The sequence below is a fragment of the bacterium genome (assembly GCA_019695335.1).
Lineage (GTDB): Bacteria > CLD3 > CLD3 > SB21 > SB21 > JABWBZ01.
Map to the genome: position 1 here is coordinate 25,371 of JAIBAF010000005.1, position 26,519 is coordinate 51,889.

A 26,519-nucleotide genomic window follows, 5' to 3' on the forward strand; every position below is an offset into this window, starting at 1 on the left:
GGACTTCTCTATGAAACAACCAAATGAATTCCGGGAATTTCTCCAAGACTTCATGATCGAAAGCCAGGAACTTCTTCAATCATTTGAAGAGAATCTGATGACGATTGAATCGATCGTTCGGCACAAGTCTTTTCATTTCAGTGAAATTCAAGAATCGGTTCAGGCAATTTTTCGGGCGGTGCATACGATCAAAAGCCTCGCAGGCATGATGGGTTTTGAGCAAATAAAATCCTATACCCACGAAGCCGAATCGCTTTTGGATAAAGTACGTGACGGCTCGGTGGTTGTAAATAATGAAGTCATTGACGGTTGTTTTCAGATTCTCGACACAATGAAAGTGCTGATACACGAAGTGCTCTCCAATGGCACTACCATCATTGTGGTCGACGATGAAATCAGCAAGCTTGACAAATTTTTTTCACGCTCTTCGGAGGATGCTCAAGGAAATAAAGCTTCTCAACCAAATGCTCCGGCTAAACCCAATTCGTCGGTGGACGGCAAAGAAGATACATCTAAAATAGCACACGGTACAACGGTTCGGGTTGATACCAAGAGACTTGACGATCTTATTAATACCGTCGGCGAATTGATGATTAGCAAGAATCGTTTGATGAATATATCCAAATCGATTGCCGAACTTAATTCACAACGGCAACGCATTGCCGCCGCCAACCATGAATCCGAAGCTGAACGTTCGCTTCACAATCAATTAACCGGAATTGTTGAGCAAACAACCCGCCTGATCTTGAATCTTCAGGATGCCTCGATGAAGCTTCGCATGGTGCCGGTCGGATATACGTTACGTAAATTTCAACGCATGATCCGAGACATTGCCAACAAAAGTCAAAAAGACGTGAGACTTAATTTGATTGGGGAAGAAACAGAAATCGACCGATCAGTTATTGAGCTGCTTGAAGATCCACTCTTGCATATTATTCGAAACGCTATTGATCACGGAATTGAAAATCCCGACGAACGGGCCGCCAAAGGAAAACCGCGCGAAGGTAAAATTACTCTCAAAGCCTACCAGGAAAATAATCTCATTGTGATTGAAGCCAAGGACGATGGAAGAGGAATGGACGTCGAAACTATTTATCATAAAGCTGTCGAAAAAGGGTTAATCGAAGCAGGCCGGAATTTATCGGAGAGGGAGATTCTGAATTTGATTTTTATGCCCGGTTTTTCTACTGCGGCTCAAGTAACGGAATTATCCGGCAGAGGCGTCGGCATGGACGTTGTAAAGAAAAATATTGTTAAGCTGAACGGGTTGATCGATATCCGAACTGAAGTTGATCGCGGAACTACGTTCATACTGAAGTTACCCCTTACGCTAGCCATCATGCAGGCACTTTTAGTGGAAGTCATTGGACAACACTATGCTTTGCCTCTTACCAACGTCATCGAAACCTTGCGTGTGGAACCATCCAGTATCGAATTGGTTAACGGCGTCGAGACGATTCAATTACGAAACAGCGTTTTACCGATTGTTCGATTGAGTGAAATTTTAGGCCTGCCATCCGAACATTTCACTAAAAAAATTTTCATTGTAGTGATCGGCCTGGCCGAAAACCGAATGGGATTGGTGGTTAGCGCTTTGACAGACCAACAGGATGTGGTCATTAAACCGCTTGGAGAATATCTGGAACATATCAAGGATTTTTCCGGCGCTACGATAATGGCTAACGGGGATATCAGCCTTGTTGTTGATATTGCCAGTATATGGAATCACAAAAATAAATACGTGGTCGAGGAAGAGTAATTTTTTTGGAGAAATGTATGTCAGTGGACGTTTTTAACAATCAGCTTGAAAAACACAGCCAGAACAGCGTAGCGGGAATACATTCCGAATCTATAAGGAACTCCATCGAAGAAAAATCATTTCAATATCATGAGCAGCTGTCGCAGGTCATTACTTTAAGTCTTAATGATCAACATTTTGCGATAAACCTGGAAATACTGAAAGAGATCGTTAACACTTTCAAAATTACAAAGCTTCCGGCCGTAACAAATAATTTTTACGGAGTCATGAGCCTTAGAGGGCAAGTCATTGGCGTCCTCAATCTTAAATCATGTCTTGGGATTGAACCTGTTTCTTATGGAGAGCATTCCGTTGTTATTGTCATTGAATATGAAGGCAGCATGGTTGGTCTCATCGCAGACTCGATCAGCGAAATTCTTAATGTTCAGTCAAACCAGGTTGAAAAATTATCTGAAAAATTTTCAGGATCACAGCAAGAATATTTTTCAGGCGTTATAAAGACGAAACAACGTTTGTACTCCATTATTGAACCTGAAAAAATTGTCGCTTCGCATATCCATATTCTACATCAACAGGAGAGTATTATGACTGTAGCTCTTCAATCACGACAAACTACAGATCAGAACCAGATCGGTGAAACCGTTCAGCTGGTGACTTTTAAAATTCATTCCGATGAGTTTGCCGTGCCGATCTCTGAAGTTCAAGAGATCAATAAAGTGTTTGCCGTAACTCACGTCCCCAGAGCTCCGGAATTTGTCGAAGGAGTAATTAATCTTCGCGGACAAATTGTACCGGTGATCAATCTGCGTGAGCGTTTTCAAATTGAGAAATCACCTAAAGATAAAAATACACGTGTGATCATCACGCTGCTTGAAGATAAGCGTATCGGGTTAATTGTCGATGCCGTTTCGGAGGTTGTCCGTGTACCGTCCGAATCCATTAAAAAAGCTCCGGCCGAAACGGTTGGCAGCGACAATGGCTTTATCCAGGGTCTTGTACAGGTTGGAAATCGATTATTGATTGTCCTGAAGCTGGAAAAAGTGCTGAGCCTTGAAGAGACCGCCGATCTTCATAACATCAAGCAGTTATTGATCTCGAACGAGATGCCAAAAGAAGAAGATCATGAAGAGCAAACAGTAAGTGAAAAAAACGACGAGTTGCAGGCATCAAACCCACTGAATGAAGTTATTGACGTACCCGTCATGCCTGAACCGAACAAGAAAAAGAAAATTGCCGTCAAAATTTTACGCAGGAAAAAATCTGCTTCTAATCGCTCAAGAAATTAGTCCAGTATTTAGTATATAAAAGAACAAGTATGCAGGAGGGTGCCATGTTAAAAAATCTTAAAATCGGGAACAAGATCATCGGATTGGTAGTACTTTTTTTGGTCTTGATGATCGCATGTGTCGGATATGGAATAGCAAAATTGATTGCTGTCGGTGAAGAGTTAAATCAGGTTGCGATGGCTGATTTTCCTACCGTAAGGCAGATTAATGAATTGGAAGGGCTGAGGCTCGAGCAAACGCTCTTGATTGAGCGCATCCTTCGATTCGCCGGCGCCAGGAATGATCAAACTGCGAAAGAAGATTTCGAGAAAGTTAAAAAGCAGTACAAAGAATTGTCGACAGCCATGTCCAATGAAAGAAGGAAGCTGGAAACCAACGTTCGCCAAATATCTAAGAATTATCCGGAGTTAAAGGATGAATATGAACACATAACGCAACAACTCGAAGATGAAGCGCGCATGGTAGTGGGATTAGATCAAATTGTGAATGAAATTATTAATAACGTTGAATCGGGCAACTCCGGTGAGAAATTATTGCGGTTGATTGTCGAGATGGAAAAAGAAGATCAAAATCTTGATGACAACGGCAAAAAACTTATTGAACAGGTGACAGCCTTTACAGATTCATCCGCGAAGGCCGCTGAATCCGATGAACAATCGGCCAAAACGGGTTTAATTGTTATTACGCTCATCAGCCTTGCTATCGGATTGGCTTTAGGCATTTTTATTACACGCAGTATTACCAAACCGATAGCTGTGGCCGTTGATGTAGCCGAAAAAGTATCTGAAGGAAATCTTGATATGCAGTTTGAAGTTGAGACTACGGAAGAAACCGGAAAGTTACTGTCAGCTATGAAACAAATGATCAGTTATGTAAAAGAAGCGGCTAATATTGCCGAGAAAATATCGGCCAACGATTTGCGCGTACACGTCAATCCTCGTTCAGAACAAGACGTACTCAATAACTCCTTACAGAAAATGGTGACGAGCCTTCAGGATATTATTGAACAACTTGCCACTTCATCTACGCAAGTTGCTTCGACGGCTGAACAACTGGCGGCTAGCAGTACCCAGATATCAAAAGGCGCTGAAGAACAATCCAGCGCAACGGACGAAACTTCTTCATCGATGGAAGAAATGGCGGCGTCCATACAGGAAATTGCCAAAAACGCCGATTCGTTGTCATCCAATGTTAACGAAACGTCGGCGTCCATTCAGCAAATGATTACTTCAATTCAATCAGTTGCAAAAAATACCGAAAGCCTGGCGGCGTCCGTAACAGAGACTTCGTCGACCATTGAAGAAATGGCGGCCTCCATCGAGCAAGTGGCGGTTAACGCGAAAGAAGCCGGTAAGGCTTCTGAATCGGCCGTTCGCGAAGCTCAAGAAGGCGGTGTTGCGGTCAGTAATGTTCAGAAAGGCATGTCACAGATCGGTTCTTCGATCAATGATATTGTCAAAGTCATCCAAAAGCTGGATGACAGCAGCAAGAAAATCGGCAGCATAGTTGATGTGATCGACGATATCGCCGAACAAACCAACCTACTGGCACTCAATGCGGCTATTGAAGCGGCTCGTGCCGGTGAACATGGACGAGGCTTTGCGGTCGTCGCCGATGAAGTGCGGAAATTGGCTGAACGATCCGCCGGTTCGGCTAAAGAAATCGTTACCCTGATCGAGGGAGTTCAACTGGACACCGCTGAAGCATTGAAGACGACGGCTAACGGCGCGATGATTGCCAAAGACGGTGAACGGCTTTCGGCACAGTGCAACGAAGCGTTGACTAAAATATTGCAGACGGTAACGCAGGCCAGCCGGATGATGAGTGAGATCAGCAAAGTGACGGAGCAGCAGGCAAAAGCGTCCGAACAAGTTGTCAAAGCTGTCGATAATATGAGTAAGTCCACGCAGATAGTGTCGTCCGCAACAAGGGAACAGTCAGTGGGCAGCCAGCAGATCATGAAAGCCGTTGAAGTGATGAACATGATGACGCAGCAAGTATCGACGGCTACCGGTGAACAAAAACGCGGCGGTGAAATGGTAGTCAAAGCTGTCGAAAACATTGCCGGAATTTCCAGACAGAATTTATCTGCTGTCGGGCAGATTGTCACCGTCACTCGCGGGCTCAATACTCAAGCGGAAGACCTAAGAAAAATTACAACGATGTTCCGCTTAGGTAACGGCAATGGCAACGGTAATGGAAATGGCCATCGGAACAGCAATTATCGGGATAAGGCCATGAGTTCGATGGAAAATTAAGACAGAAAAACTTCAAGAATGGAGACCGGTATGATGGTGATAGATGAAATTCGTCGTGAAATTGCATCCCGATTTGGTTTTCGTGTGAACGCTCACAGGATGGATAGCCTTGAGGAAATAGTTCAGGCGCGTTCCATTAAAAACGGCTACAGTAATTATTTGGACTATATGGCTCATGTCTTGGTCGACAATAATCAAGAATGGCATAATCTAATCGATCGTTTAAGCGTGAAAGAAACCTATTTCTTCAGATCTCCGGGTCAATTCAGATTTCTGGAAGATCAAATTATTCCGAAATGGATCAAGGAAAAAAATTTTACCAGGAATCATCAACATGAAAAACCATCCATTCGTATTCTTTCGGCTGGATGTTCGACGGGTGAAGAAGCCTATTCGATAGCAATGTCGTTGGCGAGCCGGTTACGTTATCTGCAAGGATGGGATATTCATATCGATGCCTGGGATATTTCGGGCGATGCTATCGCTACGGGAATGAACGGGCGTTACCTGTTAACGCCCCGGCTTAAAAAATCGATCGACCACATGGATAGTTCTTACGAAGACAGGTTTTTCATTCGTGAGGAAAATGGGTGTGAAATTTGGTTGCAGACCATTCCCAAGGTCAAGCAGCTTATTTCCTGGTCTGTCAGAAATCTTAAAACCGATATTAGTTTTTACGCGGAACGCTATGATGTGATTTTTTGCCGCAATGTGTTGATCTATTTTGATTACTCGGATCAGCAGGCCTTGGTTTCTTCTCTGGAACGCGCCCTTGCATTAGGAGGTTACCTGATGCTGGGGGATGCGGAAACGCTTCATCTTTACTCTCACTCGCTCGATTTAGTACCTGAATCTTCCGAATTAATTTACAAAAAAAACGGCTTCAACGAAGCGAAGACCAAAACCTATTAACACTCAATCACAATATGTCTAATACAACAACAACATCCGGGCGTACTAATAAAATAGCGGCTTTGTCCGATGATGAATTCCAGCTTTTACGGGATTTTATCAGTAAACATTTTGGAATTTATTATGACGATGAAAAGCGGTGGCTATTGGAGTCGCGATTGTCACGGCTTATGGAAAAAGAAACTATTTCGTCATTCTTCGGCTATTATCAACACCTGATTCAAAAATTTTATTGCAATCAATCCTTTACCGATCCTGAATTCGTTAGTCTTCTTGGAGCGTTGGCGAACAACGAGACTTTTTTTCATCGCGAACCCACAGCTTTTGAAGCTTTGTGGAAAAATGTTATTCCGAAATTTTACGATCAAGGCGAGCGTGAAATCAGAATATTATCTGCGGCTTGTTCATCCGGAGAAGAGCCGTACAGCATTGCCATACAATTTGAAGAAAAACGAAAAGAATTTCCGGGCCTTAAAATATCGGTCGTAGGACTGGATATTGATTTGATGGCTATCGGTCTTGCGACCAAAGGGATATATGCTGATTCTGCGTTTAGAGGAATCAGTGATCTTGCGATACATGACATGTACAAAAAGAATTTTGATTATGACAAAGACCTGAACCAGTATCGTATCCGGAACGCTTTTAAAAAAGAAATCATCTTTATTCATGGAAACTTGATGAACAGCGAAATCATGCATTCACTGGGCCGTTTCCATGTCATCTTTTGCCGTAATGTTTTGATTTACTTCCATGATGATTGCAAAAGATCGGTACTTCAATATTTCGATGATATACTCAATCCGGGAGGAGCACTGTTTCTCAGTTCGTCCGATCATTTGCCTCATATGGACGAATTTTTTGACAGGATGCAATATCATGGTCACCCGGTTTATTTTAAAGTTTAGGAGTGATATAAACACATGGAACGCAAGGCTAGAGTCATGGTAGTAGACGATTCGGCTTTTATGAGGAAAGCTATTACGCGAATCATTCAGACGGATTCAGCCTTTGAAGTCATTGCGACCGCCGATAACGGGCAAGATGCTCTTGATTTGTTATCAGCGATCAAACCTGATGTTATTACGATGGATGTTGAGATGCCGGGAATGAATGGTCTCGAAGCGCTTAAGCTGATCCGTCAAAAATATACCATTCCGGTTATTATCGTCAGTTCGCTGGCTCAATCCGGGACCGATATGGCCATTCATTGTCTGGAGGCGGGCGCTTTTGATGTGGTTTGTAAACCGGAATCGTACGTCTCCATGAACATCAGCGAGATTTCGACCGATCTGCACAGGAAATTAAAAGCGGCCGTTTGTTTGCCCGATGACAAGTTGGAACAAGCCCGATATGAAAAAACAATATTGCCTTCTGATGCGAACAAATCGAAAAAACGGAAGCATTTCATTGCTTACGGCAAACAACGACTTATCACTATCGGTAGTTCCACCGGCGGTCCCGCCGCTTTGAATAAACTTTTATCGGTATTGCCGGAATCGTTTGAAGCCGGAATAGTGATTGTTCAGCACATGCCGCCGGGCGGTTTTATTCAATCGCTGACCGAGCGATTGAACAGTTGTTCCGGTTTAAATATTCGAATGGCCAAAGATGGCGATACCATTAAAAATGGTTTGTGCCTTATTGCTCCGATTGGTGAGCATGTGATATTCGAAGAAAAAGGAAGTGACTACATTTTGAGAATGACAAAGTATCCTAAAGATTCTCTTCATTGTCCATCCGTCAGTGTATTATTCGAATCGGCAGGACTTGTTGCCCGTGAAAACAACATTTCGTGTATCCTTACAGGAATGGGATCCGATGGAGTTAAAGGTTTGTATGCAGTACGTGAACATGGCGGCTGGGTTATTGCCGAATCGGAGGAGACGGCGATGATCTATGGGATGCCACGGTGTGCCGTAGAAGCGGGATTGGCCAACGATATACTCGCTCTGGAAAAAATTCCCGGCGCATTGATCAATCTCCTGCAGTTTCAGAGTGTCATGTCTGATGCGTAAATATCATTCGTTCTTGTCATTTTAATTGGAGAGGCCCTTATGAAAGCATGTTCAGTTGCCATGGGGTGTATTTTCGCGTTTTCGCTATACGGTCAGGAACCGCTGAGTGACAATTCTTTCTTAGTTGAACAAGCTTATAATCAAAAGCCACACGTTGTCCAACATTTTTTTACGGCGATTTATACCCGGTCTCACAAAGATTGGAATTTCGGCCTGACGCAGGAATGGCCACTTTTTGGGTCACAACATCAATTGAGTTATACCATTCCTTACACGAGGATCCATGCTTCGTCTGAAAATGGATTTGGAGATGTCAGCCTCATTTATCGATATCAATTGATCGAACATGAAGAGTCCTATTCGGTTGCACCGCGCTTTGCGTTGAAATTACCGACCGGCGATGAAGAAAAAGGTTTAGGCGAAGGTAAGGTTTCTTACGAATTAGTAATTCCGATCAGCAGAAAATGGAACGAACACTGGTCAACTCATCTGAATTTAGGAGTCCGATTGACGCCTCAAGCGGAGGTCGATTTAAAAAAGACGACGCTGACGAATTATGATGTAGGCGCCAGCCTGATTTTTGTGCCAAGATGGAATTTAAACCTGATGATCGAATTTCTTACTCAATTCGAGGATCATGGTACGGAATACGAAACGATCCATACGATCAACCCGGGTATTGTGTATGCCTACAATGCCGGCAGTCTGCAAATCGTTCCGGGTATTGCATTTCCCATGCAACTCAACGGACACGATAAAATCAAGCGCATATTTTTTTACCTGTCTTTTGAACATCCCTTTTAGGATTGAATTATAAAATTCAAATTGAGGTCGATCATGAACGGTACAATTGTAAAGTTAAAAATGGCTCTGTGCTCAGTGATTTTATTATTTGCAAGTTTTGGTGTATTGCATTCGCAAAGTTTTACTATTACCCGCACTTCGTCTTCGGTTTTATATATAGATACCACCCTGAGCCCGCGTTTGACATGTATGTACGCGGCTTATGAAATTACTAATACTTCCGGGATCAATTATTCTGACATCTGGATCAAAGCGGGTAATTTCAGCGGTTCGAATATTACGTTGGCGGCTAATGAAGACGGTGAATTCCGTTTGGGCAAATTGGATAACGGGCAAACCAAGATTGCGTATTTTTATTTAAAAGCCACGGGTGTAACCGGTTCGCAAAGCCATAAAATAAAAGTTTTTTCAGGGCCGCCATCGCTGACGGCTCTTGACAGCGCTTCATTCTCAATGACGGCCGATCAACGCAGTCAATCCACCAGTAATGTCATTACCAGCGCTGTTCTTAATACAACGTCACCCATTATCGGCGGAACTTTTACAATGACCGTTTCGGGAAATTCCGGTACGATCCAGGCATTGCAATCGATGTTCTTTACTCCTGCCGCCTATGCTGCTTGGCCGGCGGATAAACTGGAATTGGTATCAACCCAGATAACCACCGATTCGGACGGACGAGTTTATACGGATTCGTTGGTAATTCCCGGCCCTTTGGTGAGCTTAAGCACTAATTATTCCGTCGTATATACTTTTCGTGTCAATGGCATTACTTCCGCCACGGCCGCATTGAGTCCATGTTCGTTCGTGAACAATAATGTCCTATTTGGGATACAACACACGAATTCGGCGATTTATGGTTCGTTGACGCCCGTCAATACAACTACGAATACCACGACTTTACGAATGTCGGCGACGCCGACACAATTAGATACCGGCGGAAATGTCAATTTTACCGTTACGTTGACCAACACGGGAACGAATTCGGTCACCATCGAAGACATTTTTCATACGTTGGCTTTTACGCCGGGTACCGTGACCTATGTGGCCGGCTCTTCAACTTACAATAGCGTTTTGATAAATGATCCGGCCCAAACTGATTCTACTATTAAATGGTATGGAACATTTAATATCCCAGCCGGTCAAAGTCGTGAATTAAAGTTCCAGCTGCTACTGCCATCGGTGTCAGGCAGTTACGCAAATTCAGCACGAGCACATGTAGCGACAGTTCAAATCGATACGACGTTAGATATTACGGATAATAAACCCGCTGTTCAGATCGTGTCTATCGATTTTGTTCCAACGGTTGTTTCAGCCATACCGGACACGACCGTTTATGAAGATAGCCCTGCTTTAAATAGTTATCGCGACTTGAATAAGGTTTTTACTGATGTGGAAAGCGGAAGTGCGTTGACATTTTCGATTACCGGAAATACGAATACTTCTCTATTAACACCCAGCATTGATAATACGGACAGTACATTGGATATAGCTTTCCTGTCAAATGCGTCGGGCGTTGCAACTATTACAATTCGCGCCGCGGACAACCTGGGTTATTATGTTGAAGACAGTTTTATTATTGCAGTAGCAGCAGTGAACGACACCCCGACTGTTATTTCGGCCATTCCGAATCTTACCGACGGTGAAGATCCGGGGAGCAGGCTGAATTATGTCGATCTCAATAATGTTTTTAACGATATAGAAAACGGGCGCAATCTTACTTTTACGGTTGCAGGCAACAGTAATTCATCATTAGTAACAGCGGTAGTGGACCCGGCCGACAGTACTTTGGATTTGACTTTTGGCAGTAATGCCAATGGAACTGCCAGCATTATTATTCGGGCGCAAGATGCTCAATCGGCGGCGGTACAGGATACTTTTCTGGTAACCATATTTGCAATTAACGATTTGCCGTATGTTGTTTCATCAATTCCCGATTTAAATGTATCGGAAAATTCAATTCCGATCGATCACATTGATTTAAACGCCGTCTTTAATGATGTGGAAGATGGCTCTCATCTTAATTTTTCAATTGCAAACAATTCGAATCCCAGCCTGGTAACCCCTACGATTGTTGCGGCTGATAGCATACTAAGGCTTACTTTTAGCGCAAGCGTTAGCGGAGTAAGTACAATCATTGTGAAGGCTACCGATGGAAATAGCAGTTTCGTTCAAGATACTTTTGTGGTGACCGTATTCCCCGGAATCAATGAAACGCCAATCGTGATTGCGCCAATTCCTGATTTAAATGTATTTGAAGATAATGGAGCAGTCAATCACGTTGATTTAAATAATGTTTTCGATGATACGGAAAACGGACATAACCTTGCGTTTTCAATCGTTCAGAACTCTAATTCCGGCCTGGTAACCCCGTCGATTGGTTCTGGAGACAGCGTGCTCAGCCTGACTTTTATTGAGAACGCCAACGGAGTGAGTTCACTGATCATTCGAGCCAAAGATGCGTTGAATAGTTTTGTTCAAGATACTTTTATAGTAACTGTTACGGCCGTCAATGATACACCCATTGTCATTTTAGCGATTCCCGATCTTAAAGTTGAAGAAGGGCAAGCGCCGATATTTAACTATGCTGATCTGAATGAAACTTTTTCAGACGTTGAAGATGAACAGCTGAGCTTCACTATACAAGAAAATTCCAACCCGGGTTTGGTAACAGTCGTTATTGATCCGGTAGACAGTACGATAGATTTCACTGATTTCAACGGCACCGGCCGATCAACGATTGTCATCAGGGCAAGCGACGCTCAATCGGCGTTCAAAGATCTCACTTTTATAGTGAGCGTGACCGATACGATCGCACCCGATCCTCCAACTCAATTGCACGGTGTTGCCGGTAATGAAAGTATTGCTTTAGCGTGGATGCCTTCAAGCGGAAGTGATTTCCTTAAATATTATGTTTACGGCGATACAGTGACGAATTCGCAGCAAAAACTTGACAGTACATCTGCATTTAATATCAACGATACAACGATTGTTATTTCAGGATTGATTGCCGGTAAAACATATTTTTTTCATGTGACGGCGTCAGACACATTCGGCAATGAAAGCGATCCTTCGAATGAAATTCAATTTCTCGCTTTGGATTTACAAGATCCGTCAATCGGCGACGTTATAGTTACTCCCAATCCTGTTAATTTCAACAATCCGGTTACAGTCACTTTTTGCGTTGAGGACAACCAATCGATCGACTCTTTAATTTTTGAATATAAAAACGGCGGCGATTGCGATTTCACTCAAATTCCCGTGACGGGTACTCAATGTCCTTATTCCGTGGTTATCAATTCGAATATTATTTCTATCCAAGGCGGAATTTTCAGAATTACGGCTATTGATCAATCGCATAATGAAACTTCGGTTATGGGCTCTGTCAGTGTTCGGCTTTCACAAAACGCATTGAGATCGTCATCCGTCGCTGGAAATCCGTATGAATCAGGATTTCCTGAAGACACATGGCGGTTGATATCGATTCCGTTAATTCTGGATAATCCGAATGTCAAAAACGTTTTGTCTAACTTCGGAACCGGCGGTACAAAAACATGGCGTTTGTTTGATGGTGCCGTCGAAGGAACGGATACGTTGACTTTCGCGCTTGGCCGGGCTTATTGGCTCAAACATAAGTTGAACGATTCTAATATTCCGATTACTCCAGGCGCTGGGAGTACAGCTGATTTAGCCAGTACGCAGGTGGCCTTGAACCCCGGGTGGAACCGCATTGGAAATCCCTTCATATTCCCGGTTGCGTTACCGCAGGATGCCGATATAGTCGGTCCACTGAGATGGGATGGAGTAAAATATATCAGCGAAGGCCAGACCGGCGCTGATTTGATTGGATTGGAAAATCTTCAGCCTTTTGAAGGATACTTTGTTTGGAATGCAACCGACAGCATAAAGATGCTAAGCTTCAGCAGTGAATGTATTGCCAAAAAATTATCGAAGCGGAATCATCCCAAAACAAATACGAAATGGGCGATGAATATTTCAGTTAAAGCCGGCGTCTATGAGGACAATTATAATTTTGCCGGAATTGTAGACGGATCGTTTTCGAAGAAAGTCAATCTTACCGAATTACCGGTAATGGGAGATTATGTGAGTGCTTATTTCATAGAGAAAAATATACACGGCAACGACACGAAGCTGACCACCAGTTACAAATCCTTACAAAAAGATGGGCATGTTTGGGAAATGGAAGTAAAAACAAATGTCAGTAACAAAGAAAATATACTTTCGTGGAATGCCGAACAATTTTCAGATGAGAAAACGTGGGTCATCATCGATGTTTCGCATAACCATGTGATCGATTTGAACCAAAACTCATATTCGTTTGTTAATGATGATGAAGAACATCCTGTGCGATTTAAAATTATCATGGGCACGCCTTTGTTTATTCAAAACGAATTGGAAAGAATCGAATCGGAACTTCCAAAGAAATATTCATTGCGCCAAAACTATCCCAATCCGTTCAATCCGGTTACTACGATTCGCTATGAAATACCAATCCGCAGTCAGGTGAGCCTGAAGATCTATAACGTTCTTGGACAAGAAATTAATACTGTTGTAAAAAATACATTGCTCGATCCCGGTCAATATTCCATTCAATGGGACGGCAGAAATAATAAAGGCGATGTCGTTTCTTCGGGAATTTATATTTATCGGTTACAAGCCAATCAATTTGTTCAAAGCAAAAAAATGATATTGATAAAATAGTAACTCCGAAACGGGAGAATTATATATGCGCATTTTCAATATTCTTGTTCGTTCAATACTGATCATAAACGTTCTTTTACTGAAAACAATATTTGGGCAGATACAACTACCGGATAATCGCGGTAAAGATTTTTGGCTGGCATTTCCAAGCAATTGGAGCGACGATGCCAAAATGAGTTTCTTTATTTCTTCCAGTGAATTGGCGCTCGTGACGATTGAAATTCCGGGAACAATGTATTCGGCGAAGTACACCGTTACGCCCGGCGAAATTCAAACCGTCGAATTGCCAAAAGGAGCGTATTTAGAATTTTCCGATCTCGCTATGAATAAAGGTATCCATGTTATATCCGATAAAGAAATTACGATCTATGGTCTCAATCAATTAGGCCAAAGTACGGATGCCTTCCTTGCATTGCCTACGGATGTCCTCGGTACCCATTACATTGTTCAGTCCTATAAAAATGCTGGATATGTCAATAACGGACGAACCAAACTGAACGCATCAAGCCTTTCCAGGCGCGGGACTGAATTTGCAGTGGTAGCCACTGAAGACACAACGATGGTATCGATCACGCCGAGCGTTACCTGTGGAAATAGACTCAAAGGTCAGACCTACGCCATCGCGCTGGATAAAGGACAGGTGTACCAATTGCTCGCGCAGAAACCGGGTGACGATCTTTCCGGTACTTTTATTACGTCGAATAAACCGGTTGCCGTATTTAGCGGACACAAATGTGCGAACATTCCGGTTGGTTACGATCATTGTGACCATTTAGTTGAACAATTGCCTTCCGTAGATACATGGGGCAAAAAATTTGTTGTCATGCCTCTCGCTACGCGAAAAAAAGGAGACACATTCCGGTTTCTGGCTTCCGAAGATCAAACAGCTGTCCGAATTAACAGCACTACGGTGTATGTCATGCGCGGGCAATTTCACGAACAAATTCTTACTAATCCGGCAACAATCGTTGCCGATAAACCAATCCTGGTAATGCAATACTCCAACAGTACCAGTTTTGATAACGTTGTATCCGATCCGTTCATGCTCGTCATACCTCCGATTGAACAATATCAGAACTACTATATTATGAGTACTCCTGAAAAAGGCTTTTCAAAAAATTTTATTAATATTGTCACGCCGGCATCGGGCGTTGGTAAAATCGTCATCAATGGATTGACCATACCGGCCGACTCATTTAAGCCTCTTTCGGTTGGCGAAACTTCATTTTATGGACTTCAGTATGACGTAAAATTGACCGGCACCCAAGTATTAAAAAGTACGCTTCCGTTTGGAGCTTTTATGTATGGTTTTGATAAAGCCGATTCTTACGGTTATTCCGGCGGAAGTGCGTTTGTCAACCTTTCCCAATTGACGGGTATCGTGGCTTTGAGCGACTCGAATCGTAAGGTTGCTTTACCTGAAAAAAATGTTACGGAATATTTTAAAATTACGACAAGTACTGGAAGAAAATTTAACTTATCCGGTTATACGGTTAATTTTCGTTGTAAAGGCGCCAATCCAAGTGACGGTATCGCCTATACCGATACGGCGGGACAAGTTGCATTTACTTATCCGTTAACTAAAATAGGCCGTGATACGATCGTAGCCACCGTAGGCAGTTTTTCAACGACAATAAGCCTCGAAGTCACAACTCTACTTCCCATATTGGTTGAAGCCGTAAGCGGTGATGAAAATATTATGCTGCATGTAACCGACTCAAACCGATACGAATATCCAGTGGTTTATTCTTTATTTGCCGACACAACAAAAAATTTTCAACAGCCAATCAAAACCGGTACGATTTCTGAAATTCAGGATACTACTTTTCTCGGTTTAATTAACGGGCAGAAGTATTTTTTTAAAGTTCAGGTTGATTCAGTAGACAAGGAAATTAATTCTTCGATGATAACTTCGGCGACGCCAATGGCTTATTTTGGAGGCGAAGTGGCCGGTACGGTATACAAAGATAACAATGCCGACAGCGTTTATAATGCAGAAGACGAAATAATAAAAAATGTGAAGTTGTTTGTAAAAGTAATCAGCCTGGATGATACCGCAAAAACAATCGTTCGAACTGCAGATGTTAATTCAGAAAACGGCCAGTATTTAATTACGCCTGCTTTGTTTAGCGGAAAATACCGTTTAATTCTGGATGATAATAAAGATTCCAGCGATTGGATACCATTCACAAAAAACGGATGGAACGGAACTCAATCAGCCGAACGGTATATTGATATTGAATTACCGGCCGATGTGCGACGTACAGAAGGTAAGCTTGCCGATAAAAATTTCGGGTTGTTAAAAAAGAAAGGTTTTTTATCGTGGTGGTTGATCGGCGGAGCGCTGATCGCCGGTGGCGCCACAACGGCGGCCGTACTTTTAAAAGCCTCGCCAGTGGATGCCGGAATCGGACGTCCCCCTTCTGATCCACCTAATCCATAGACAGGAAACTTGATAAAGGAAATTATGATAGACTTAATATCAACACCAATTGTAACCGAATCGAGAAGTAAAACATTGCCGATCAGAATTTTAATAGTTGACGATGAAGCCATGAATTTGAAATCTATTGTCAACATTCTGGAAAACCGTTTAACCGGTTGTCAAATTTTTCAATCACTCGATGGAACCAAGGGAATTGACATCGCGAGAATCAAAAAACCTGATTTGATTATTACGGATTGGGAAATGCCGGTGATGAACGGAATTGAATTTATCGAACAACTGAAAAACGATCCGATCACGAAAGATATTGCCGTCATTATGTGTACCGGCGTCATGACAACGCCCATCAATCTTCGCGAAGCTTTGGAGGCGGGGGCCATTGACTATGTCCGGAAGCCCATCGATCCGATTGAACTAGAAGCGCGGGTTAGATCGGCGATAAGACTCATTGAGTCTTTCCAGACGATAAGGCTGCACGAAATGAATCTTGAACTTACTAACGAGCATTTGGTCAAATCGCTTAATCTTATAAAAATACATGAACGAAGTTTAGAAATTGCCAATACAAAGCTCAAAGAACTTGCGCTCACCGACGCTTTGACCGGAGTAGCCAATCGTCGCAGGTTCAATGAATCGTTAGCTGACGAGTTTAAAATCACGCGACGTACAGGTCATGAATTTTGTGTTATCATGTTCGACATCGATCACTTCAAACGTATTAATGATACGTTTGGACACGATCAAGGAGATATCGTGCTCAAAGAATTTGCAAAAATAGCTCAGAATGCTTTTCGCGAATCGGATTTGGTTGCCCGTTGGGGAGGCGAAGAATTCATCATATTGCTGCGGCACACTCTGTTGCAGGATACTATCAGACTTGCTGAAGAATTAAGATTGAGTTTTGAAAGTCACCAGTTTGAGTTAGTCGGCAAAGTGACGGCCAGTTTCGGAATAGCGAAATATGAGAGTAACGACACACCGGATACATTGAGAGAGCGGGCTGACAAGATGCTGTATAAAGCTAAAGAGGGTGGACGAAATCGCATTGTTCATTAGTTTGCTCCTATAAAGAGGTTCCTTCATACATAAATAAAATACATCTATCCTGTGCATTACATCTATTATCTTTTTTTTGTATTACAAGTTCTGTTGGGAAATTCAGGATTGTGGAAGTCCAAGTCGGGGGACATGCGTTTGGAGCATCTTAGTCATACCGATGGACTTTCTAATGACTTTATTCAATGCATTGTGCAAGATAAGTATGGTTTTGTGTGGTTTGGGACGAAAGACGGCCTTAATAAATTCGATGGATATCGATTTACCAATTACCGGTTTGATGAAAACGACTCGGCAAGTATTAGTTCCAATGACATTCGCGCTTTATTTGAGGATTCTGAAGGAATTCTCTGGATCGGCACGAGCGGCGGTCTTTGCCGTTTTGATCCCGAAATGGATTATTTTGTACGCTATCTAACGAATGAAAAAAATATACATGCGATGAGTTCGTTAAATGTTTGGAGCATTTGCGAGGACGCTTCGGGTTTTATATGGATCGGTACTCAGGGAGGAGGACTTAATAAACTCGACAAAAAAACAAACACCTTTATCCGTTATTTAAATAATCCTGCAGATTCACTCAGCCTTCCATCCGATGATGTTTATTCTGTTTTAGAAGATCATTATAAAAATTTATGGATTGGAACGACCAATAAAGGTTTGTGGAAACTTAATCCGGAAAGAAAAAGTTTCCACCCGGTTGCATTTAAAGACAGTTCCATTCTTGCGCTTTATAAAGATGCCGAAAATAATCTATGGATCGGTACGAGAAGTGGCGGATTGAGCCGATACGATGAAGCTTCAGGAAAATTTACTGACTACATACATGATGAAAAAAATCCCAAAAGCCTTAGTCACAATAGAATTCACTCGTTATGGCAAGATTCGAAAGGTGTAATTTGGATAGGTACGTATGAGGGAATCAATCGTTTTGATCCATTGCGATCGGAATTCGCCTTCTATAAAAACAGTGCCACAAATTTGGAAACAGATTCGAATAATTATGTCCATTGCATCTATGAGGATCGCACAGGTACTGTATGGCTGGGTACTCCAAACGGTATTTATTATTTTTACAGTCATACGCCTTTTGACAATTGGTCGATTCAAAATTACATGAACGAATCGAATTCAAACGTTATCCGATCCCTTTTTGAAGATTCCAAAGGTACATTATGGATTGGCTTGGATGGTAACGGCGTCCTTGCGATTGATCAAAGCAATAAGCCCATCAACTATCGTCACGAAATCGCCAATCCGTACAGTCTTAGCGCCGGCCGCATTCTAACGATACAAGAAAGTTCTGATGGCGCAATATGGTTAGGTGGTTCAGGAATATGTCGCTTTGATCGCAACAGCCAATTATTTACTTCCTATTTATCGGATCCCGGTAATACCGAAACACTCAGCAGCAATGACGTGTATGCCATTGATGAAGATTTGAAACACACATTGTGGATAGGTACCTGGGGCGGAGGCCTGAACGAATTCTCTCCTTCGATAGGCAGCAATTTTATTGCTTATTACAATAATCCGGCTAATTCAAAAAGCCTCAGCGATAACTACATTCAAGCGGTACATTCAGATAAAAACGGAAGAATGTGGGTAGGAACTTCCAATGCCGGATTAAATACATTTATGCCGACCACGTATCAGGATCCGGTGTTTGTGGCTTATCGTATGGAGGACGGCACCGGACTCAATAGCAATTCGGTTAACTGCATTTATGAAGATAAATCAGGGACGATATGGGTCGGAACGAACAGCGGGTTAAGTAAATTTATTCGTGATTCGTTAGCTACATTTGATCCGAAAAAAGTTCGTTTTAAATCGTACGGAGTCAAAGAAGGCTTTCTGAAAGAACGGGTCATCGGTATTCGTGAAGATAAACATGGTCATTTGTGGCTGAATGCAGAAGGAATAGTTCGGTTTGACCCGATGACCGAATCGTTTGTTCATTATGGTGTGAAAGACGGATTAGTTAATGAAACGTATAATGCCATTTGCAAAAGACAAGATGGTACCTTGCTATTTGGCGGTAATAATGGAATTGATGTTTTTAATCCGGATAGCATGAGCCAAAATCAAAATTTACCTCATGTTTATATCACGGATTTTCTTGTTTTAAACAAATCAGTTTTACCCCGTACTTCCGTACTTAAAAAATCAGTCATTTTTGCTGAAGAAGCCGAAATCGATTACACCGATTATTTGTTTGCGTTCGAATTTGCAGCCATCAGTTATTATCAGCAGGGAAAGAGTCAGTATGCGTACATGCTTGAGGGATTTGATCGTGAGTGGATCTATACTAACGCGGATCATCGAAAAGCTGTCTATACTAATGTGTCGCCCGGAGAATATACATTCAAAATAAAAGCGTCTAACGGAGAAGGCGAATGGAGCAAGACGGAAACTTCGCTACGCCTTGTTATTAAACCGCCATGGTGGAAAACGTGGTGGGCGCAATCTTCGTTTTACGGTTTGGGCATTTTCATCATTTTAGCTGTTCCACTTTTAAGATTGAGGATGTCTTTAAGACAAAACAGAATACTTGAAGAGAAAGTCAATTTAAGAACTGCCGAATTGAGTCAAGCCAACGCTCAATTGCGTGAACTTGATAGATTTAAGCAAGGCATGATGAGCATGATCGTCCACGATCTGAAAAATCCGCTCAATGCTCTTTTGTCTGACTCTCCGGGTGAATCGCTCATGCATCGTCTTGAGTCATCGAAAAAAATTGCCGGACACATGCTCAGAATGGTGCTCAATATTTTGGATGTTCAAAAATTTCAAGAAACGGCGTTTGTATTGCATACGAGTCAATTCGTTTTGAATAGAATGCTGGAAAGAGCGGTTGAGGACGTTGATTTTTTGAGAAAGAACAAAGGACTCAAAATTGAAATGCAATGGGGTCAATTTGAATTTAAACTGGAAGCGGACGAGGAAATCATCCTTCGTGTTGTGGTGAATCTTTTGACGAACGCTATTAAATTTACGCCACCCGGAGGAAAAATCATTGTCAAAGCCGAACAATCAGAGGACCGGGTTCATATTACAATTGAAGACGAAGGACCCGGGATACCGGCTGATAAATTGGGGAGTATTTTTGAGCCGTATAATCAGGTGCAGGCCGTTTCTTCAGGTGGGGTCCGCTCAACCGGTCTCGGACTCACTTTTTGCAAAATGGCTGTAGAAGCCCATAAAGGGACTATTGGCGTTGAGTCGGTCGTTGGTCATGGTTCAAAGTTCTTTTTACTTTTACCATTGAAACATGTTCAATTGGGCGATGAGTTCTCTAAAACATTTGGTGAATCCAATGAGATATCGTTAAACATTGAAGATAAGAAAGAGATCGCGACAGATTTAGAAATACTCCGTACGCTGGACATTTCTGAAATCTCAGAACTTCGTAATGTGTTACGACAAATTAATATTCAGAACGATAATGTGAATAAATGGAAAACGGAATTGGAATCGGCCATTTATGCCATGGACGAGAAGCGGTATCAGGAATTGATTGAAGATGCAAAAATTTGAAATATGTATTTTCAAAACCTTAGCAAAATTGCGGTCAGAATTTACCAACGTCCGAAGGCGGCGGGGGTAGCAAAATTTTGGCGCCGCCAAGATTTTCCTGACTGGTTGATCCAAACAATACGGCATAGGTATATAGAGAAACACTATGGCCTTCCGGTATCGAGAACTGATGGCTTCCAGAAGTATTACTGACAAGGCTGTCAATCATCAATTTATTCGAAGATGCTGATAGTTGCGAAAAGCCGGTTTGATCTGTTAGCCAGAATTGAATAGTCTCAGAAATATTAACGACCGTAAAATCATTAAGCGTTTCAAACGATTCTATTCCGGTACTATCGATGCGCCAAACTTCAAATTGACCGGATACGTGACTTCCATTTTGACCTTCAAATTTACCAATTCGAATAAGAGTTCGGTAGGAGTGGGAGGAACTTTCTGAAAACCCGCTATTGTCTTCGCAAGACAAAATTAACATCGCAACAAGAATAAAACGTAGGCTCATATTTCTCACAAAATCCCTCCGATCCGTCGTATAAATATACGATGCCTTCATTGCTTTAAAGAAAATTATGTACTTTAGTTTTATTTAAAAATCAACGTAATTACAATATATGATTCCTTTATCTCTTCGAGAAAAAATCGGCCAACTGATTGTACCGAGGCTTGATTTTCCCAGTAATGATTTATCGTATGCCGAGAAATTGATCCGCGAATTTCATATTGGCAGTTTTATTCTTTTTGGCGGCGAATCAGATACGATCGCCGATATACTCAATCATGTACAATCAATCAGCCGGCATCCGTTACTGTTTTCAGCTGACCTTGAACGCGGTTTGGGACAGCAAGTAAGAGGAGCAACAACATTCCCGTATGCTATGGGTCTGGCCAACGCTGAACAGACGATGGCTTCGTCGATTCGTACTGCGGCCGCAATTACAGCTATCGAATCACGCGCCATAGGCATTCATTGGAATTACGCACCTGTAATAGACGTGAATAACAATCCGGATAATCCGATCATTAATATCCGCTCATTCGGTCACGACCTCAATCAAGTGATTCAATATTCCACAGACTATATTCGGGGGTTGAAAGAAAATGGAATGTTGAGTACGGCCAAACATTTTCCGGGCCATGGCGATACGACTACGGATTCTCATATTGCATTGCCTCGGCTCGATCATTCCGAATCACGATTACGCAATTTTGAATTGCTTCCATTTCACCATGCGGTGCAGCAGGGAGTGGATGCGATCATGGTCGGACATATCCAGGCGCCGGCGCTTGATCAGGAAAATTGGCCTGCAAGTTTATCGCAACGAATGGTATCGATTATTCGAGATGAATGGCGTTATGAGGGATTATTGGTTTCCGACGCTTTAATGATGGGAGCGATCAAAGAAAATTATTCTGAGGAAGAAGCAGCGATTCGAGCTATTCAGGCAGGAATTGATCAGTTACTAATTCCCATAGATACTACACGTGCTTTTGAAATTATCGAAAAAGCCGTGCTAGATGGCCGTTTGAGTGAAGATCGTATCGATCAGTCAGTATGCCGAATTTGGAACGCAAAAACAAAGATGAATTTAATTAAAAATCGGCAAGTTGATATCAAAGCGGCACAGGCAATTGTTGGATGCGAGGCTCATCAAAAAGAAGCGCAAAAAATTTTTTCGGCAAGTATTTCGAAAGACGCATGGTTTGGGATTGATTCGTCAACCGATGTTTGGTTTATTTTATCGGCGCCTAATAGTTTGAATCGATTGCGGTCAGAGTTGAAATTAAATTTTAAAATTTATGAAACGGTATTGGATGATCCATTACATGAAATGCCTGAATTGCGAGGGCGTTCTTTGATTGTCATCAGCGATCTTCGGCCGATGGCCTGGCGTAATGCCATTTCTTTTCCTGCCGCCGTTCAAAACATTCTCGATTTGAATTTTACAAGCAAACGGCATTTGTTGATCAGTTGTGGAAGTCCTTATTTGAATTCAGGATTGAAGGAATTGAAAAATTATATATGTACGTATGGCGATGATGGCGTCATCCAGGAGTTAATCACTCAACGCTTGACTCAAGGAGCTTGATAATATTTTTTGAGAACGGTCTCGGCTTTTTTACCTTTTAATTGAAAAGATTTGTCCCCGGTCCGCGGCGAACGCCCGCTTTCCCATTTCCACCAGAATAATCCGCCCGCCCACGACTGTTGCATAAATTCTTTCATTGTCTGATCGTAGCCCAAAGCCTGCACGTCTTCGGAAGCAGTTTGAGAAAAAATTTCTTCGTGAGGGCTGAGAAGCGCATATTCGATGCTCGGAAATCCGACTTCGGTCAGAACAATTTTCCGGTTCCATTTTTTGGACAGTGCATCAAATTGTTCTGACAGTACATTCAAACGTTTTTCAATGTCTTCTTGGGAATAGCTTTGTCCATCGGCTAATGGGAAATAATGTTGAACGCCTATAAAATCCAACTGATCCCAGAATTGAATTTTATCGTATTCGTCAAACCAATTGCCGCCGTACGTCAAGTATCCTTTGTAAGCTGTACGTGCATAACGAATGATCCGTAACCACATCGCTGTATGGGTCGACATATTTGGCAATTCCACACACATGCATAAACTTTCCATGCCGGTAAGTTCGGCGATCAACGCATGATAGACCACAAACTGAGTAAACGTATTTTCCCAAATTTTCAAATTATCATCACCCTCGACTTTGATTTTTCCACACCAGACGCCATTGCCAAGCCAAATATGAGGTTTCATCATAACGGATAATCCTATTTCATGTGCGTCCTCCGTCGCTTTATACAGGCTTCCGAGAGTTTCGTCCCAATTATTGTCGAGTACAAAAAAAACTTCGGGAGAAGTTTCGGTGTGCGAATAACCGAAAGGCGTTATGGAGACGGTATTGGCGCCGAGCGATTTGATTTCTTCTAATGATTGCCGTGATCGTTGAGACATATAGCCCGATTCAACTCCGTTCGTGTGTGCGTAACAAAGACCTTTGAAGAAAGGTACATCGGGCTTAGCGGGAAAATGAGTATTGACCTCCGGGAAACTCGGGTTAAAATTTTTGAAAAACTTCTCAGGATCTAAAAAAACATTCTTAGCTTGCATCGAAAACTTTTCCCAAAACAACTCAGATAAATACGTGTAAAGAAATGGATTTTGGTCCGGAGATTTTTCCCGAAGCAATTTGGATGGCGTAATAAGATTAAGTAAAGATTCGCGTTCTTGCCACCATGACAAAGGTTTACCAAAAAAAGTTTGTGCATGAAAAACGCCCAAACCTTCAATCAGCCAGGGGTAGCGATTACCATAAGTTTGATAAGCAAGAAATATGGATAATAGTTCCGGGAATCGGTTTTTGACCAACTTCGAATTAACAACATGGATTCGATTTTTTTCAAAATCGTACGAGTATTCCATGATATTACCGGTCATTTTTGCTTTCGTTTCATAATCGGCATAAACAAAAACGGATGGAACAGAAACTCCAGGATATTTTGTAATGATTTCTTTAACTCGATGAGGATCGTATGGGATCGATTGGCCGTGAAATTGAATTCCATCACCGGTGATGGAAGCCGCCTGTTCATAATGGCGGCGTTCTTCAAAAAGATTGACGTCATTAGTCCAGATATTTCCATTGCGATGTTCAGCGAAGACGATCTGCTCACGCGAACGCACCATGACGATCTCATCGGAGCCGGTATCGTTTTCAATCATTTGCCGAATGGCGTCCAATATGGTCCATGGACGAACGCGGGCCGTCAAAATTCGTATCGAACCGGGAAGTTTATGGATAAGAGTGTAGGGTTCACGGATAAGCGATTCATTCTGAATATGAATTGAATCTTTTGTGAGTCGAACGGAAGATGCCTGATAAACGGAGAGATCGTTAATATAGATTTTAAATTCGGCCGAATCGGAAAAACGGTACGGCCATTCATTGCGATCACGCCATCGTGCGGCCGATTCGAGGAATCGTTGCTTAAATTCATTCAGCGAATCGGGTACAACAATGTGAAAACTTTTTGGCAGTTCAGTCTTAGGGTTTGCAGGTGTACACGCGTACACATAAACGGCTGTGATCAACAGCCATCGGCTCATAGTTGGGTTCATGCAATGAAATAAAAATTTATTAGTAGTTCCTTAGAAAGACTTCATACTGGTATTTCAATTGTTTTGTTTCACCGGCTTTGACCGGTATTTCCCATGTGACGGAATTTTCCTGATTCAACGCACTGCCGATTTTGACAATTTGTTTGATTTTCGGTTGATCGCTTGCGGTAAGGATTTTACCGGTAATGGGACGGTACACCGTGACGGTGACATCTTCGTTCTTAGAATTATTGATCGTGATTTCGCCATTGACCGAAACGAGATCATATACATAACCGTCTTTACGTTTGATGTCTTCTTTACGTGACAATTCTTTTTCGTCGTCTTCGACCAGGATGTCGGGCGCGACGGTGATTTTAAGATTATTAGATGATTTCATGGCCGTATATTTCAAAATATCCTGACCAAGCGCTCGCCCGTTTTGCATGGTCATAGCGCTGCCGGTCGTCCATGGAAAATTGGATTTGTTCTCAAGTTTGATCGAATGCCACACTTCATGCGGTCCTTTACTAGCGTTATCATATTGTTGGTTTTGATTAAGCCCGTTGGGGACCGATACTTCGTAAATATGACGGTAGGGTACAGTAGCCGAAAAAATATTGTATTGCGCGCGTTCGCCTTTTTTCAAAGAAACATTTTTTAAATTGTAAAAAAATAAATCGCCTTCGGCTTCGCCTTTCAGAGCTTCAAAATCACCAAAATCCACACGACTATCGCCACTGCCATAAGAAATTTCCTGCGCTGCAATATTAGCGAAAGCACCTCCGTAAGGAGCCGGTGCATTCTCGTTCCGGGATAGCGTTTGGAGAAAATTAGAAATAAATTGATTAGCTGTCAAAGGAGCTTCGACATTTGAAAATAAAAAATGAGGATATCCGACGACAAAATTAAGGTTCACTTTATCCAGGTCTTCTGTGTCGTTGATCAACGAAGCCGATAGGACCAGTTGAGCATTTTTGTCATCGAGTAAATCGACGCGGTACGATGGAACCCATCCCAATCCTTTCTGGAAATAAATCATTTGAAAAGGAGCTTCCGTTTTGACCGTGTTGGTCTTGATTTTTAAGACGGTTTTGTAAGTTGAGTCATCAAAAGTTGTTGCAAAATTTTCAGGAAATTCGACCCGATGTGTGTACCACGATGCATGCAGAACCTGGATTTGGTTGCCGATTTTAAGTGTGATCATGGTTTTGTCGTCGGAACCGTTAACCGCCAAAAGAATCGCGTTAATCGGAGCGTCTTTATCGTTACCTGTGTGCCAGACAACTTTTTTTCCAACGTTGGCTTTTAGCAGCTCGAAAAAATTAGCGGCCTCGCGTTTATCAGCCGTTTTCTCTTTAACAGCTTTGATTTCGTCTACGGTTATATTTTTTTCGGTTGAAGCTAACCAGATCGTGCCGAACATCGCTTGCGGAAAGAGCCCGATGGTTCCTGAGCCTTGACTGAGCTTGACCGATCCTTCGGCGACGTAAAAAGCGGAACCGTTTTTGAAAACGTCCACGGTTTTGATTTTCAAATCGGATTGGGCAATGACAAATTGCGATAACGCAATCATGAAAAAAATTATTTTCTTCATGGCGGACATTCCT

At 42.3% G+C, this 26,519-nt stretch carries 15 protein-coding genes; 12 read left to right on the plus strand and 3 right to left on the minus strand.

From position 1 onward, the window contains the following. The first annotated feature begins 10 nt into the window (after nt 1–10). From K1X84_02205 to K1X84_02255, 11 genes are all read left to right on the plus strand, one after another. Nucleotides 11–1,759 (plus strand): chemotaxis protein CheA, encoded by a 1,749-nt coding sequence (locus K1X84_02205; GenBank protein ID MBX7150424.1) that lies wholly within the window; start codon nt 11–13, stop codon nt 1,757–1,759. Nucleotides 1,760–1,776: 17 nt separating this feature from the next. Next, on the plus strand, nt 1,777–3,045 hold the full coding sequence (locus tag K1X84_02210) for a chemotaxis protein CheW (GenBank protein MBX7150425.1): 1,269 nt from the start codon (nt 1,777–1,779) through the stop codon (nt 3,043–3,045). Nucleotides 3,046–3,089: 44 nt separating this feature from the next. Next, entirely contained in the window at nt 3,090–5,303 is a 2,214-nt protein-coding gene (locus K1X84_02215) for a HAMP domain-containing protein (protein ID MBX7150426.1), read from the plus strand. A gap of 30 nt (nt 5,304–5,333) precedes the next feature. After that, nucleotides 5,334–6,215 carry a protein-glutamate O-methyltransferase CheR gene (locus K1X84_02220; GenBank protein MBX7150427.1) on the plus strand — a complete coding sequence of 294 codons (882 nt, stop codon included), beginning with the start codon at nt 5,334–5,336 and terminating at the stop codon, nt 6,213–6,215. Nucleotides 6,216–6,229: 14 nt separating this feature from the next. After that, nucleotides 6,230–7,123, plus strand: a complete 894-nt coding sequence (locus K1X84_02225) for a protein-glutamate O-methyltransferase CheR (protein ID MBX7150428.1) — start codon at nt 6,230–6,232, stop codon at nt 7,121–7,123. Between the two features lie 15 nt (nt 7,124–7,138). Then, entirely contained in the window at nt 7,139–8,233 is a 1,095-nt protein-coding gene (locus tag K1X84_02230; GenBank protein MBX7150429.1) for a chemotaxis response regulator protein-glutamate methylesterase, read from the plus strand. 39 nt (nt 8,234–8,272) lie between these two features. Continuing rightward, nucleotides 8,273–9,037: a transporter gene (locus K1X84_02235; protein MBX7150430.1), complete on the plus strand. Its 765-nt coding sequence runs from the start codon at nt 8,273–8,275 to the stop codon at nt 9,035–9,037. Nucleotides 9,038–9,070: 33 nt separating this feature from the next. Then, a complete protein-coding gene (locus tag K1X84_02240) occupies nt 9,071–13,759 on the plus strand; it encodes a T9SS type A sorting domain-containing protein (GenBank protein MBX7150431.1) in 4,689 nt (1,562 codons plus the stop codon). Nucleotides 13,760–13,784: 25 nt separating this feature from the next. Then, on the plus strand, nt 13,785–16,202 hold the full coding sequence (locus K1X84_02245; protein ID MBX7150432.1) for an IgGFc-binding protein: 2,418 nt from the start codon (nt 13,785–13,787) through the stop codon (nt 16,200–16,202). A 24-nt stretch (nt 16,203–16,226) separates the two neighbouring features. Next, on the plus strand, nt 16,227–17,261 hold the full coding sequence (locus tag K1X84_02250) for a diguanylate cyclase (protein ID MBX7150433.1): 1,035 nt from the start codon (nt 16,227–16,229) through the stop codon (nt 17,259–17,261). Nucleotides 17,262–17,393: 132 nt separating this feature from the next. Next, nucleotides 17,394–20,798, plus strand: coding sequence for a hypothetical protein (locus tag K1X84_02255; GenBank protein ID MBX7150434.1), 3,405 nt, complete (start codon nt 17,394–17,396; stop codon nt 20,796–20,798). Between the two features lie 34 nt (nt 20,799–20,832). Here the strand turns inward: K1X84_02255 and K1X84_02260 are convergent, their stop codons facing one another. After that, nucleotides 20,833–21,300, minus strand: a complete 468-nt coding sequence (locus tag K1X84_02260) for a hypothetical protein (protein ID MBX7150435.1) — start codon at nt 21,298–21,300, stop codon at nt 20,833–20,835. Nucleotides 21,301–21,409: 109 nt separating this feature from the next. On the opposite strand from K1X84_02260, the gene K1X84_02265 reads away from it, so the two are divergent. Continuing rightward, nucleotides 21,410–22,885, plus strand: a complete 1,476-nt coding sequence (locus K1X84_02265) for a hypothetical protein (GenBank protein ID MBX7150436.1) — start codon at nt 21,410–21,412, stop codon at nt 22,883–22,885. Here K1X84_02265 and K1X84_02270 read toward each other — a convergent pair. Then, nucleotides 22,873–24,918, minus strand: coding sequence for a hypothetical protein (locus K1X84_02270; GenBank protein MBX7150437.1), 2,046 nt, complete (start codon nt 24,916–24,918; stop codon nt 22,873–22,875). The genes K1X84_02265 and K1X84_02270 overlap by 13 nt on opposite strands. A 31-nt stretch (nt 24,919–24,949) precedes the next feature. After that, the gene (locus K1X84_02275; protein ID MBX7150438.1) at nt 24,950–26,506 is read right to left on the minus strand and encodes a DUF4139 domain-containing protein; all 1,557 of its coding nucleotides are present in this window, start codon (nt 26,504–26,506) and stop codon (nt 24,950–24,952) included. Nucleotides 26,507–26,519 lie beyond the last annotated feature (13 nt).

What these genes read in the sequence shown, in the direction of transcription:
- K1X84_02260 (MBX7150435.1), bottom strand. Translation starts at nt 21,300, where the DNA reads ATGAGCCTACGTTTTATTCTTGTTGCGATGTTAATTTTGTCTTGCGAA.
- K1X84_02230 (MBX7150429.1), top strand. Translation starts at nt 7,139, where the DNA reads ATGGAACGCAAGGCTAGAGTCATGGTAGTAGACGATTCGGCTTTTATG.
- K1X84_02215 (MBX7150426.1), top strand. Translation starts at nt 3,090, where the DNA reads ATGTTAAAAAATCTTAAAATCGGGAACAAGATCATCGGATTGGTAGTA.
- K1X84_02245 (MBX7150432.1), top strand. Translation starts at nt 13,785, where the DNA reads ATGCGCATTTTCAATATTCTTGTTCGTTCAATACTGATCATAAACGTT.
- K1X84_02220 (MBX7150427.1), top strand. Translation starts at nt 5,334, where the DNA reads ATGATGGTGATAGATGAAATTCGTCGTGAAATTGCATCCCGATTTGGT.
- K1X84_02275 (MBX7150438.1), bottom strand. Translation starts at nt 26,506, where the DNA reads ATGAAGAAAATAATTTTTTTCATGATTGCGTTATCGCAATTTGTCATT.
- K1X84_02210 (MBX7150425.1), top strand. Translation starts at nt 1,777, where the DNA reads ATGTCAGTGGACGTTTTTAACAATCAGCTTGAAAAACACAGCCAGAAC.
- K1X84_02265 (MBX7150436.1), top strand. Translation starts at nt 21,410, where the DNA reads ATGATTCCTTTATCTCTTCGAGAAAAAATCGGCCAACTGATTGTACCG.
- K1X84_02240 (MBX7150431.1), top strand. Translation starts at nt 9,071, where the DNA reads ATGAACGGTACAATTGTAAAGTTAAAAATGGCTCTGTGCTCAGTGATT.
- K1X84_02270 (MBX7150437.1), bottom strand. Translation starts at nt 24,918, where the DNA reads ATGAGCCGATGGCTGTTGATCACAGCCGTTTATGTGTACGCGTGTACA.
- K1X84_02255 (MBX7150434.1), top strand. Translation starts at nt 17,394, where the DNA reads ATGCGTTTGGAGCATCTTAGTCATACCGATGGACTTTCTAATGACTTT.
- K1X84_02250 (MBX7150433.1), top strand. Translation starts at nt 16,227, where the DNA reads ATGATAGACTTAATATCAACACCAATTGTAACCGAATCGAGAAGTAAA.
- K1X84_02225 (MBX7150428.1), top strand. Translation starts at nt 6,230, where the DNA reads ATGTCTAATACAACAACAACATCCGGGCGTACTAATAAAATAGCGGCT.
- K1X84_02235 (MBX7150430.1), top strand. Translation starts at nt 8,273, where the DNA reads ATGAAAGCATGTTCAGTTGCCATGGGGTGTATTTTCGCGTTTTCGCTA.
- K1X84_02205 (MBX7150424.1), top strand. Translation starts at nt 11, where the DNA reads ATGAAACAACCAAATGAATTCCGGGAATTTCTCCAAGACTTCATGATC.